This is a genomic window from Vibrio ostreae (genome assembly GCF_019226825.1).
Lineage (GTDB): Bacteria > Pseudomonadota > Gammaproteobacteria > Enterobacterales > Vibrionaceae > Vibrio > Vibrio ostreae.
In genome coordinates, this window is sequence record NZ_CP076643.1 from 65,591 (window position 1) to 79,048 (window position 13,458).

The window sequence follows — 13,458 nt, forward strand, 5'->3', positions numbered from 1 at the left end:
TCTTCAGGCAGAAAAGCCTCATTTGTTTATTCGCTGAACGGACAGATTAACGCAGATAGATGAATTGTTGCTCATGCTGATCGATTCGCAGCTTAACTGGTGTATACTGTTTTTTTAAACAGTAATTCATCATCACTGACTGAACAAAGATGGCCGAGCGGATTCGTAAAATTATCCATATTGATATGGACTGTTTCTATGCTGCTGTGGAGATGAGGGATAATCCTCACTACCGCGGCCGGCCGATGGCTGTCGGCGGTTCAGAGAAGCAGCGTGGCGTGTTGAGCACCTGTAACTATGAAGCCCGTAAGTTCGGTTTGCATTCCGCGATGCCGACTGCACAGGCAATAAAACTGTGCCCGGGCCTGCTGGTGGTTCCCGGGCGCATGTCGGTATATAAAGACGTTTCCCGTCAGATTCATGCCATTTTTCAACGCTATACCGATTTGATTGAGCCATTGTCGCTGGATGAAGCCTATCTGGATGTCACCGCATCACCGGCTTACCACGGTAGCGCGACTCTGATTGCTGAAGCCATCCGGCGTGATATCTGGAATGAGCTGCATCTGACCGCGTCGGCCGGGGTCGCTCCGGTTAAGTTTCTTGCCAAAGTCGCCTCCGATATCAACAAACCTAACGGCTGTTATGTGGTGACGCCGGACCAGGTTCAGGACGTGGTCGATAAGCTGCCTTTGGGTAAGATACCCGGAGTCGGTAAAGTCAGTCTGGAAAAGCTCAACCAGGCCGGCTTTTTTGTGTGCGAGGATATTAAAAACAGTGATTACCGTGAGCTGCTGCGCCGTTTTGGTCGCTTGGGAGCGTCGTTATGGAAGAAAAGCCACGGCATTGATGAGCGAGAAGTCGTGGTCGAACGCGAGCGCAAGTCGGTCGGGGTCGAGCGAACCTTCAGCCACAATATTTCGACTTACGAGGAGTGCTGGCAGGTGATTGAGCAGCGTCTTTACCCTGAACTGGATGCCCGTCTGACCCGCGCCTCGGCCGAGCGCGGTATCATCAAGCAGGGGATTAAAGTGAAGTTCGCCGATTTTCAGCAGACCACCATCGAGCACATTCACCCACAACTTGAACTGGACGATTTTAAGCTGTTGCTGAGCGAGGTGCTCAAACGGCAAAAAGGACGCGAAATTCGCTTGCTTGGATTAAGCGTAATGTTAAAGCCGGAAGATCAGATCCGGCAACTGAGCTTTTTTGAATCCGCCACGATGGAATCTGTCACAGGCAGATGTATGCGCCACGCTTGCGCTTTATTTGGCGACAGCATATGCTGCGCAGCCTTGACGATGGTGACATCAGTCAGCGTAATAACTGACTCGCGGTTAACCAAGTGCTGAATGGTTTTGGTTATGGTGAGCAAAAACAGACAAACTGAGGCTATGATGAAAAAGTTAGTATTAGTGATTTCTTTGTTATCCAGTGGCTCTTTGTGGGCGGCTCAGTGCCAGACGGTGGATGTGAAAAATGAACTGCGTCTTAGCCGTGGCTCTGATGTTGAAATCCATACCGCCAATGGCGCGACAGCCTTACTGGATCACGACAACAACCTGTATTTGTCAGGCCAGAAACAGGCGCTGAATTCCGAGCAGCAGGATGCGCTGGAGTCCTACCGTGAAAGTATCGCCGATGCGTTACCGAAAGCGCGCCAGGTCGCCCAGGATGGCGTTGCCATGGCCAATGATATTCTGGACGATGTGGCTGACAGTATCGATGCGCCACAGGCGTTTGACAAGGTCAAACAGTCACTGCAGCAGTTTGTGACGGATATTGAAGCCCGCTACCAAAAAGAGGGCGACTGGGTTCTGCCGGCGGATACGTTTGAATCCATGAGCCAGCAATGGCAGCAGGATTTCGATAAAGCCCGTGCTCTGTTTACCCAGGAATTTCTCAGCGGTGCCTTTGATGCGATTGCCGCCAAAATGAATCAGGATGGTGGCATCAACCTGACCGAGCTGGGTAATACCATGGCACAGTTGCGCTCGCGACTGGAACAGAGATTCAGTGAGCATTCACAAACCATCGAGGAAGAGCGCCAAGAGTTATGTGATTCGCTGGACGAAATGGTGCAACAAGAGCAGCAACTGCATAAAAAGATACCTGAACTCAAGAATTATCAGGTTTTTACGATCTAAAATAAAAGGGCGCGACAGCGCCCTTTTTCGTATTCCCGGTTAGTTAGGTGCCATGTTACTTTCCAATATCAGTATTCGTTGGTTAACTGCGATTACCGCCACCTGTGTGGTGGTCTGTTTTGTGGTGTTTTATCTCACGTTTAAATATTTCTGGTCATTTGAACGTGAGACGCAACATGCTCTGCTTTTGCAGCATGAAGAGAGCAAGCGGGTCGAAACCGTGATCGCGCTGGAAAAGCAGGAGATGGGCAGCTCAATGGCGGACTATGCGGCCTGGAATGACATGGCCGATTATATCGTCTCGCCTGATCCCAGCTTTGTTGAAGACAGTATCGGCATTCATGCGTTTACTTCCCAGTCGCTGGACGGGATCTTCATCTTTGCTCCTGATGCCAGTCTGGTGTGGGGGATGCAATATGATGATGAAGCCGGTCAGCAGATAAGCTATGACAGCTTTATTCCTTATTTCCCGGTCATGCTGCGTGAGTCGCAGCGCTCTTCGGCTGACATGGTTGATCCGAAAGTGCGTTTCGTTGTCATCGATCAGGAGCCCTATCTGGCGGCGGCATCAAGGGTGTGTGACAGTGAAGGATTCAACTGTGACAAAGGGTTTCTGATCTTTATGAAGAAGGTTCGTAGCCAGTTTGAGAGCGTCGTCGAACAGGCAACCGGGATTGATATTGATGTCCTGAGTCGGGCGCCTTTTACTTCTTTACCTGCTAAGCAAATCAATGTTACTTACCTTACTCCGCTCGATTTTCAGGGCCATGCGAGTGTGCTGTTCAAATTGTTGCATCAGGTTAAGCTGCCCGATTTTATTCGCACTGACGAAGTCATTGCGCTGATTTGCTTCTCGTTGTTGCTGTTTTTTGTCAGCTTACTCATGGTGGGTTATCTGGTGCGGCCGATCACCCAAGCCAATATGGCGCTGGAGAACTTTAAAGCGTCACGCGGTAAAATGCCGGACGAAAGCTTGTTCGTGTCACGCGAAATGAAGGATTTTGCCCGCGCAATTAATCGGATTATTGCTGAGCTTGAAGAGAACCGCAATAAATTACGCTGGCAATCTGATCACGATCCTCTGACCCGGCTTTCTAACCGCCGTAAGCTGGAGCGGGAACTGAAACACTTTATTGCTGAACTCAAATATGACTGGTTAGCGGTCTATCTGATCGATGTCGATTACTTTAAGCTGTATAACGATTACTACGGCCACCTTGAGGGCGATGAGGTGCTCAAATCGGTTGCGCAGGCTTTGGAGCAGATCGACTTTAGTGGCGATAAAGTAGTGGCCCGTTTTGGCGGTGAGGAGTTTTGTGTCGTTCTGGCCGGAGACCGTGAGCCTGATACCGGCCATTATGCCGCGCAATTATGTGCACAGATCCGTCAGTTGGCGATCCCACACCAGCGTTCCCCTTTAGGAGGAACGGTAACTGTCAGTATCGGTGGCGTCAACGCGTTTCAAGCGGGACTCGATGATTATCTGCACTTGTTCCATCATGCAGATGCCGCTCTGTATCAGGCTAAACATACCGGGCGGAATCGCTATCAAGTGCTCGACTGGCAACCTGGCAAACAGAAAAACCATATTGGCTCTCCTTTGCCACACAAATTAAGCTAAAAATACGATTTATCTAGTAAACCATTCTTTTACTCATTGAGTATTTTGTTGCTTTATATTAGTGTACTAGCCAACTAGTTTAATGGTATGTGTGAGTCGTAATGGCACAGAACAATTCTCGAGAAACCTTTGGATCCCGTCTGGGCTTTATTCTGGCTGCGGCCGGTGCTGCGGTCGGATTGGGCAATATCTGGGGGTTTCCTACTCAGGCCGCCAGTAATGGTGGCGGAGCCTTTCTGTTGGTCTATCTGATCCTTATCTTTGTGGTTGCCTATCCGATGTTGGTGGTCGAAATGGCAATTGGGCGCTATGGCCAGGCCAATCCGGTTGATAGTATGCACTCACTTAACGACAATCCTGTGGCCAAACGTATTGGTGGTTTGGTCGGTTGGATTGGTCTGAGTGTACCAAGTGCCGTGCTGGCTTTTTACAGCATTGTCGGCGGCTGGATCCTGTGCTACATGTTTGGCGCCATGAGTGATGTACTCGGTCTGACTGACGCTGCTGCATGGTTTAAAGGTTTTTCGGTTGAGCGTAATTTATTTGGTACCTTGCTGTTTTATGTCCTGACGATTCTGATTGTGCAGGGCGGAGTGAAGCAGGGAATTGAAAAGTGGTCGACCCGTTTAATGCCGGCGCTGTTTGTCCTGTTTGCCGTCCTGTTTGTCTACATCATGTTCCAGCAGGGGGGCGGTGGAGGGCTTACAGCATTATTTGCTCCCAGACTTTACCAAGATTTGGGATCGTGACCTGATTCTGGCCGCGATGGGGCAAGGCTTCTTTTCTCTCACCATTGGTGGTTGCTCAATGCTGATTTACGGTTCGTACCTGAGCAAAAAAGAGAATCTGCCGAAAATGGCGATGAGCGTCACCTTAGTCGATACAGCGGTCGCGTTTATTGCCGGTCTGGTCGTAATGCCGGCGATGTTTGTTGCGATGCACAAAGGGGTTGAAATCTATGCCCAGGATGGTTCTCTGCTCAGCTCGGACACGCTGGTGTTTACCGTTCTGCCACTGATGTTTGACAGCCTGGGGCTGCTTGGACAGTTGTTTGCGATTGTTTTCTTCCTGCTGCTGACGATAGCCGCTTTAACTTCATCGATTTCGATGCTGGAGTGTCCGGTTGCTCTGGTTAGTGAACGCCTGAATACCAAACGTACCCCCACCAGCTGGGTGCTGGGCAGTCTGATTGCGCTGTTTAGTGTGGTGATTGTGTATAATTTTGGCGCGCTGTTTGGTCTGGTGGCAAAGACAGCCACACAGTACCTGCAGCCGACTGCGGCGCTGATGTTCTGTCTGTTCGGTGGTTGGGTTTGGAAACGTAACGAGAAATTCAATGAGCTGCGCCAGGGATTTCCGGAGTTCAGTCACAGCCTGTTTGGCAGAATCTGGCCTTGGTACGTGCGTTTTGTCTGTCCGCTGCTGGTGATTACGGTTATCTGGGCATCATTTGGTTAACGCTGGCTGTGAGATAATGCACAACAAAAAGCCCCTGCACACGTGCAGGGGCTTTGTCTATCTGGTTCAGCGCTATAACGGATAACAAGCCGTTACAGCGGGGATGGAGGCATGATCTGGCCCGTGGTCAGCGGTTCGAGATCGGTATCAGCCACTTCTTCAATAAAGTCGCCGACAACCTGTTCGACCACATCATCACGCTGGGTAAAATAGGCCAGATGGAACACGGCATCGCCTTCATTAACCAGTGGCAGAGTTTGCTGACCAATCACAATACCGCCTTTATTAGCCTTGATTTCGACCTCTACGTTCCCCAGCGGGGAGTTGATATACGCCAGAACCTGACCTTTATCTACCCGATCGCCCAGCGACACCACAGTGCGCAGGATACCGTCTGCTTCGGCGCGCAGCCAACTGGTGGATTTGGCAATCACGGAGGTCGGCAGTTTCTTGCGGCTGGCTCGTAACATACCCACCGCCTGCATTACCCGTTTAACGCCCACAATGCCGGCATTAATGGCAATAGGCTCAAAGCGCAGTGCTTCACCGGCTTCATAGGTCAGGACGGTAATACCGGCTTTTTCTGCCTCACTGCGCAGTGAGCCGTTACGCAGCGGCGAATCAATCACTACCGGCGTTGCAAACGCCTGTGCGATACGTAATGTTTCTTCGTTGCTTAAATCGGCACGAATCTGCGGCAGGTTGGTGCGGTGAATGGCACCAGTATGCAGATCGATGATGTAATCGCAGTTGAGAGCAACCTGAGAAAAGAACGTATGCGCCATACGTGAGGCAAGCGAGCCTTTTTCGCTGCCCGGAAAGCAACGGTTGAGATCCCTGCGGTCCGGCAGGTAACGGGATTTATGAATAAAGCCAAACACATTGACGATCGGCACCGCTATCAGGGTGCCTTTGAGTTTTTTCGGGTCGATGGTGCTGTTGAGCTGGCGTACAATCTCAACGCCGTTGAGTTCATCGCCATGAATGGCGGCATTCACCATCAGGACCGGACCCGGTGCGTAACCATGGATGATTTCGACCGGAATTGACAGCGGTGAATGGGTGTAAAGCTTCGCCGCTTCCAGCTCGATGACTTTTCGGCTGGCTGGGGGAATGGTCTCCCCCAGAAATTGGTAGGGTATCTGTTTTCTGTTAGCCTTTACCACGTGTTTTAGTCCTTTTACTGGCCGCATTTTTTTCAATGAATTCGACAATCATTCCTGCGATGTCTTTTCCGGTTGCAGCTTCGATGCCTTCCAGGCCCGGCGATGAGTTGACTTCCATCACCAATGGTCCGCGCTCAGAGCGCAGCAGATCGACACCCGCGACATTGAGCCCCATCGCTTTCGCCGCGTCAATTGCGGTTTTACGTTCGGTCGGGGTTATCTTAATCAGTGAAGCCGTACCGCCACGATGCAGGTTAGAGCGGAATTCGCCTTCTGCGCCCTGACGTTTCATCGCTGCGATGACTTTGTCACCGATGACGAAGCAGCGGATATCAGCACCGCCGGCTTCTTTAATGTATTCCTGTACCATGATGTTGGCTTTCAGGCCCATAAAGGCCTCGATAACGCTTTCCGCTGCTTTACGGGTTTCGGCCAGAACCACACCAATACCTTGTGTGCCTTCCAGCAGTTTGATCACCACTGGCGCGCCGCCCACCATGTCGAGCAGGTCTTTGACATCATCCGGTTTGCTGGCAAAGCCGGTAATTGGCATACCGATGCCTTTACGGGACAGCAGCTGCATCGAGCGCAGTTTGTCGCGTGAACGGCTGATAGCCACCGATTCGTTGACCGGATAAACCCCCATCATCTCGAACTGGCGCAGGACAGCAGTACCATAAAAGGTGACCGAGGCACCGATACGTGGAATGATGGCGTCAAAGCCGGAGAGCTGTTCACCCTTAAAGTGAATTTCCGGCTCTTGTGAATTGATATTCATATAACAACGCAGGGCATCGATCACTTTGACCTCGTGGCCGCGTTGCTTACAAGCCTCGATCAAGCGCTTAGTTGAATACAAAGACGAATTACGAGACAGAATACCAATTTTCATTATTTACACTCCTCGAAAGGGATCAAAAACGATGCTGTAGGATCGACAATGATTCTGTGGTGCATTGCGGTGCGCCCCAGCAGCATACGGAAAGCCATGTTTTCACGGTTGGTCAGGGTAATTTCTGCCGGCCAGGTTTGTCCGCCCAGACAGATCTCAGACTGAACCACATAGCGGGTTTCTTCATGGCCTCCTGAGTCACGTACCGTGCGCTCATCGACCACTTTAGCTTCACACACGACGACGTCGGCGTCATTATGTTGGATTGGGTGCATCCAGAAACGAACCCAAAGTTCATCTTGGTTACGAAAGCTCTCGATCTTAAATGCATGTAAGCAAGATGTTCGGGCTCCGGTATCGATCTTTGCGTTAATTTTATCAATGCCTAAAGCTGGAAGGCTGAGAGTTTCTCGCCATCCGACAATCATTTTTTCTTTCATTGCAGTTCATTATTTGGAGAATTTCAGACACGGATCTGGCCATCAGACGTAAGAGTCGAACGTAAAGCCGCATCCCCGATACCACATCATAATGGCGTTATCGCTTGAATAGAGTTTGGTGATTAACTCAGGGAACTTCAAGGAGGCGAACTCTATCAGTGATTAATCAATATTAGCTAACGAATAAAATTTTCCGTATCGACAAAAAATATTAATAACTTATTTGTGAGCTGCCACGCAAGAAAGTCGCTGTGTGCCGGCCAATAAGCCTGTGGGCAGGGAGAAGGAAAAGCAGCCGGGACGCGATGTCCCGGCTGAGGGGGATCAGTCTTTGGCCGGAATGTTTTCCAGCAGGGCGACCATTTGTTGCCAGAACAGACCCACGGTATCTATCTTGACCTTTTCGTCCGGGGAGTGAGGAAATTTAATCGTCGGACCGAAAGAGACCATGTCCATGTCCGGATACGGCTTTTTAAACAGACCGCATTCCAGGCCGGCATGAATGACCATGATGTTGGGCTTATGGCCGTAGATGCCTTGATACATATCGCGGAAAATCTGCATGATTTCTGAGTCCGCATCCGGCTTCCAGCCCGGGTAAGCGCCTGAGAACGTGATCTCAGCACCGGCCAGTTCAGCGACGGAAGCCAGCATGCCTTCCGTCTGGCTGCGGCCGGAATCGATGAGGGAGCGAATCAGGCACAATACCTTGATCGTATCCTGTTCTGAGGTAATCACACCGAGATTGAGAGAGGTTTCCACGACACCTTCAATTTCATCACTCATGCGCATCACGCCGTTCGGGCAGGCATTGAGTGCGGCGATCAGGCGCTGTTGATCGGCCAGTATCAGCACTTCTGCCTGGCTGTCGGATGCTTGGTTATAGCCAACCAGATTGGTTTCGATTCGGCCCAGCTCGCTTTGCAGCAGTGCGATATACGCCTGGAACAAACTATCAAGTTTATCCTGGTTGGTGGCCGGCACCGCCAGTGTCACAAACGCTTCACGCGGAATGGCGTTACGCAGGCTGCCGCCACGAAATTCAATCAAGCGCAGGTCCAGCTCAGCGGCGTGAGCGGCAAGAAAACGCGCCAGCAGCTTGTTGGCATTGCCGCGTCCGGTATGGATATCGACACCGGAGTGACCGCCTTTCAGACCTTTCAGGATCAGTTGACGAGTGACGTAACCGGCCGGTTGTGCCTCACGGCGGATGTTAAACGTCAGCGCTGCATCTACGCCACCGGCACAACCCATGTAAACTTCGCCTTCCTGCTCGGAGTCGGTGTTGAGCAGGATATCGCCTTCCAGCCAGCCGGCTTCAAGGCCGAAAGCCCCGCTCATACCGGCTTCTTCATCGATGGTCAGCAGGACTTGCAGTGGTCCGTGTTTGATCTCATCGGATGCCAGCACCGCCAGACAGGTTGCCATGCCAATGCCGTTATCGGCACCTAATGTGGTGCCTTTCGCTGTCACCCACTCACCATCAATGTACGGCTGGATAGGATCGCGGAGGAAGTCATGATCGGTGTCTTCATTCTTTTGCGGCACCATATCGATATGAGCCTGCAGCACGACCGCTTTCTTATGCTCCATGCCCTGAGTGGCCGGTTTCTTGATAAACACGTTACCGGTCGGATCACGACGGACTGCCAAACCCTGATCTTCAGCCCAGCGGATGATAGCTTGGGCTAACGCTTCTTCATGTTTAGACGGATGAGGGATCGAACAGATCATATCGAAAAACTGCCAGACAGGCGCAGGTGATAATTTACTGATTTCAGAATGGAACTCAGACACAGTTAACTCCTTTTGCATAACATTTCCCGAATTTTTACTGGTTATTTTTTAATTTCCGGAGAAATTAACTGATATCGGGCTGTGACATGGTGAATCTACACAAGAGCATATCACTATGCGCAGAGAGGGTGTAGTGCTATTCATTACCGTATACATTCCGGTTAGCACAGTCGTGTTTGCTGCGCTGTAATCTGAATCACACTATAAGCAACTCATTGCTTTCATGAAGTGATTTTTTAGCATTCAGACTGATTGTCTTGTAATTTAATTACCAAAAAATTCAAATTAAAGTCACTTTGTGTGATTTATGTGATTTTTGTCACCCTGTGTATTGTAATAAAATTTCTTGGTGGTATATTTATAACCACTTCGCAAGCGAAGCAAAAATGCTCAAAGGATGAGTCCGATTTATCGCCTCCAGGGAACCGAGAAATCAAAACACAATGTTTGGTTTATAAAGGTGATAGTAATGAGTAAAGGTTTATCGTCTGTAAAGTTCTGGCAAAAACGTGCTGTATTTACCGGGAACTTTGCATATCCGGCAAGTTTTGGTTATTGAGATCAAACTTGCTTCCTGAACAGTTTTGTTCACCCCTAAATTGGAATTTATTTTTAATCAATTTGATTAATAGAATTCTCCGCCACCTGAGTTCAGGTGGCGTTTTTTTTGCCTGTTGATCCGGTTTGTTATCGCGCCTGGGATGACTGAGGATCCAGCCGGACCAGGGGAAAAGGTGTGATGCGGGAGGTGGGGATCAGGAGGCGATGCGCGCTTCACCGATAAAATAGCCCTGTTCATCAAAGCGTTTGATCTCACCGTTTTCCTGCACAATAGTGATATAGCGGATATCGGAAAACTGCCAGTTACGCCACTGGTAGACAAATTTGTGATTCTCAACCCACCAGTAGCCTTCATCCATATCATTCGGCCGTTCTGAAATACCCAGCAGCTTACCGTCCGCCTGCAGAGTAATACGATAAGGAATATTGAAGCAGTCTTTCGTCAGCAGGGTCTGATTGGTCAGTGCGGCCCGGATTTGCGCGCTATCAAGTGGTGCGCTGGCACAATCCTCAATACGTGGGATCGGCAGAATCTGTTTGGCAATCGCGGCCAGCTGTTTGATGCCTTCGCGGATGTTCTCACAACGGATCGACTGAAAGCTGAGACGAAAGCTGTTGTTTTTATGATCGCAACTAAAGTATTTGGCCCCGTTATTGATCAGGATGCCGTGTTCTTGTGCCAGTTGCTCAAAACGTTCGGCATCGAAACCCTGCTTGTACTCTACCCAGAATGCGGTCCCGGCCAGTGACGGGATCGCGCCGGATTGCGGGAAGTAGTAATTCATCGCTTTTTCCATCGTCAGCCATTTGTCGCGATAGCGTTTGAGCAGTTTTTGCGCCAGCACGTCGTAATACCCCAGACTGAGAAACAGCGCCAGTGTCTGGCAGTTACTTTTCGGAGGCAGACTGTGGGTACGTACCTGCAGCGATTTTATCTGTGCGATCAGCGGCGCTGCTGCGACAATAAAGCCAATCCGCAGCCCGGGGGCAATGCTGGACGTAAAACTGGAAATATAGATGATGCGTTCGCTCTGATACTCGCAGCGCAGCGGCGGACAACTGTGTTCCATGAAGTTAATGTCATGCTCGAAGTCATCTTCAATCACCAGAAAATCATGCTGCTCAGCGTAACTCATCAAAGCCTTGCGTCGCTCGGTGGACATGCGCACCGTAGTTGGAAACTGGTTGCTCGGCGTGGTGTACACCACATCGGCAGAGCTGAGGCGTTCATCGATCACCATGCCGTTGCGATCGACTTCGATCGGCATAACCCGGGCACGCCGTGCCTGAAACTGATGCAGGGCTTCCGGGTAGCCCGGATTTTCCATGGCGACACAACTGCGTTTAGACACCAGCAGTTTGGACAGGAAATAGAGGCTGTTCTGGCTGCCGAGTGTGATGGCGATGTTTTCCTTGCCGACAAAGATCCCACGCTTGGTGAGTACCCGGGTGCGGATCTGTTCGATCAGTTCATGGTAATCATGATCGTCCGAGGTCCAGCTGCGATGGTTGCTTTTATTGAGTGATTGAATACTGCATTTGCGCCATTCCGAAACCGGAAACAGATCCTCATCCACCATGCCGCTGACAAACAGGTAAGGATACTGGTTGAGGTTTTTCACTGCGATGTCTGAGACGGTATGCTCGGCATTGAGATAGTTGACCCAGTTGAGGCTTTGGCTGGCGGGGTGCTGTTGCTGCTCGCCGGATGGCACTTGCAGTTCTAGTTGCGGGTTGACGTAGTAGCCCTTGCGCTCAATCGGGACCAGAACGCCTTCTTCCGCTAACTGTTCATACACGCGCAATATGGTGTTACGAGAGACTTTTAGCTGCTCTGCCAGACGGCGTGACGACATGATACTGGTATTTTTGGGGACAAAGCCGGCAAAGATGGCTTTGGCTATGTCACCTTTGATTTGATCCTGCAGGGTTCGCGAATCTTGTGGGTCGATATGGATAAATTGGTACAGCATAGCTTTCCTGCTTATCAAAGAGTCGAATCCGTTCAGAATCAACGACAGCGGGAGAGAAAAGATGTGCATTGCTGCACATCTTTTTTAAAGCATCGTTGAAGCTCAGATTAACGACTGAAGTTCCTTGGTGATGATCTCCAGGCCTTTGGTGATCAGCTCCGGCTCGATAGTCAGTGGTGGCAGGAAACGAATCACGTTACCTTTCACACCACATGAGAGCAGGATCACGCCCTGATGATGACACTTTAATACCAGTTGTTTGGTCAGATCTGCAAGTGGTTGTTTTGTTTCAGGATCGTTTAGCTCAATTGCGATCATCGCGCCGACCTGACGAATATCTCCGATTTGTGGGATCGTTTTCTGCATCTCGAGCAAACTTTCTTTAAATTGTAGGCCGACATGCTGGGCTTTTTCACACAAATTCTCATCTTTAATGATGCCAATCACTTCCAGTGCTGCGCGACAAGCCAGTGGTGAACCCGCGTAAGTACCGCCGATACCGCCCGGAGTGGCAGAATCCATGATGTCGGCTTTACCGACCACACCTGACAGCGGGAAGCCGCCAGCGATGCCTTTCGCCATGGTAATAAGGTCTGGTTTCGCATCATAGTATTCACACGCAAACACTTTACCGGTACGGGCAAAGCCAGTCTGGATCTCATCACAGATCATCACGATGCCATGTTTATCACACAGTTCGCGAATCGCGCTGACCCAAGAGTTCGGTGCCTGGTAGAAACCACCTTCACCCTGAATCGGTTCAAAGATGATGGCTGCCACGCGTGACGGCTCGATGTCACACGCGAACAGATCGTTAAGCGCGCTCAGGCTCTGCTCTTCACTGATACCGTGGTAAGCATTTGGGTATGGTACGTGGAAGATGTCACCTGGGAACGGACCAAAGCCGATTTTGTAAGGTGCAACTTTACCGGTCAGACCCATACACATGTTGGTGCGGCCGTGGAAGCCACCTTTAAACGCGATAACACCGCTGCGGCCGGTGTGGGCGCGGGCAAATTTAACCGCGTTTTCTACCGCTTCGGCACCGGTAGTCACAAATGCGGCTTTCTTGTCGAAGTCACCCGGAGCGATCTCGACCACTTTTTCTGCCAGTTCAACGAAGCTGGTGTAAGGGGTCACCATAGAACAGGTGTGGCTGAAGTTATCCAGTTGGTCTTTCACTGCTGCGACGATGCGTGGGTGTGAATGACCGGTGTTGTTGACCGCGATACCCGCTGCAAAGTCAATGTACTGGTTACCTTCAATGTCAGTGATCAAGGCATTTTCCGCTTTCGCTGCATAAATTGGGGCCAGGTTCGCCATGCCTTTTGCAACGACTTTTTCCTTGCGATTTTGCCATTCCGAGTTTGTCATAATGAGGTGTCCTTTTCGTGATTCAGGAG

General features: G+C 50.4%; 8 protein-coding genes and 2 pseudogenes. 4 read left to right on the forward strand and 6 right to left on the reverse strand.

Going from position 1 to position 13,458, the window contains the following annotated elements:
* Window positions 1-149: 149 nt before the first annotated feature.
* The 4 genes and pseudogenes from dinB to KNV97_RS06470 form a co-directional block, all read left to right on the forward strand.
* Window positions 150-1,217 (forward strand): annotated as a pseudogene (gene dinB, locus KNV97_RS06455) (DNA polymerase IV); the annotation flags it as partial.
* A gap of 180 nt (window positions 1,218-1,397) precedes the next feature.
* Window positions 1,398-2,147, forward strand: coding sequence for a DUF2884 family protein (locus KNV97_RS06460; RefSeq protein WP_136483151.1), 750 nt, complete (start codon window positions 1,398-1,400; stop codon window positions 2,145-2,147).
* Window positions 2,148-2,199: 52 nt separating this feature from the next.
* Window positions 2,200-3,768, forward strand: coding sequence for a sensor domain-containing diguanylate cyclase (locus KNV97_RS06465; RefSeq protein WP_218562757.1), 1,569 nt, complete (start codon window positions 2,200-2,202; stop codon window positions 3,766-3,768).
* 101 nt (window positions 3,769-3,869) lie between these two features.
* Window positions 3,870-5,226, forward strand: a pseudogene (locus KNV97_RS06470) (sodium-dependent transporter).
* 92 nt (window positions 5,227-5,318) lie between these two features.
* Here KNV97_RS06470 and KNV97_RS06475 read toward each other — a convergent pair.
* The 6 genes from KNV97_RS06475 to gabT form a co-directional block, all read right to left on the reverse strand.
* The gene (locus KNV97_RS06475) at window positions 5,319-6,419 is read right to left on the reverse strand and encodes a succinylglutamate desuccinylase/aspartoacylase family protein (protein WP_136482191.1); all 1,101 of its coding nucleotides are present in this window, start codon (window positions 6,417-6,419) and stop codon (window positions 5,319-5,321) included.
* Complete coding sequence (gene rimK / locus KNV97_RS06480) at window positions 6,379-7,284, reverse strand: 30S ribosomal protein S6--L-glutamate ligase (protein ID WP_136482193.1); 906 nt, start codon at window positions 7,282-7,284, stop codon at window positions 6,379-6,381. The genes KNV97_RS06475 and rimK overlap by 41 nt, the downstream gene beginning before the upstream one ends.
* Complete coding sequence (locus KNV97_RS06485; RefSeq protein ID WP_136482195.1) at window positions 7,284-7,724, reverse strand: ATP-dependent zinc protease family protein; 441 nt, start codon at window positions 7,722-7,724, stop codon at window positions 7,284-7,286. The genes rimK and KNV97_RS06485 overlap by 1 nt, the downstream gene beginning before the upstream one ends.
* A gap of 324 nt (window positions 7,725-8,048) precedes the next feature.
* Window positions 8,049-9,521, reverse strand: coding sequence for an aminoacyl-histidine dipeptidase (locus KNV97_RS06490; protein ID WP_136483153.1), 1,473 nt, complete (start codon window positions 9,519-9,521; stop codon window positions 8,049-8,051).
* A gap of 755 nt (window positions 9,522-10,276) precedes the next feature.
* On the reverse strand, window positions 10,277-12,055 hold the full coding sequence (locus KNV97_RS06495; protein WP_218562758.1) for an aminotransferase-like domain-containing protein: 1,779 nt from the start codon (window positions 12,053-12,055) through the stop codon (window positions 10,277-10,279).
* Between the two features lie 102 nt (window positions 12,056-12,157).
* Window positions 12,158-13,429: a 4-aminobutyrate--2-oxoglutarate transaminase gene (gene gabT, locus KNV97_RS06500; protein WP_136482199.1), complete on the reverse strand. Its 1,272-nt coding sequence runs from the start codon at window positions 13,427-13,429 to the stop codon at window positions 12,158-12,160.
* Between the last annotated feature and the right edge of the window lie 29 nt (window positions 13,430-13,458).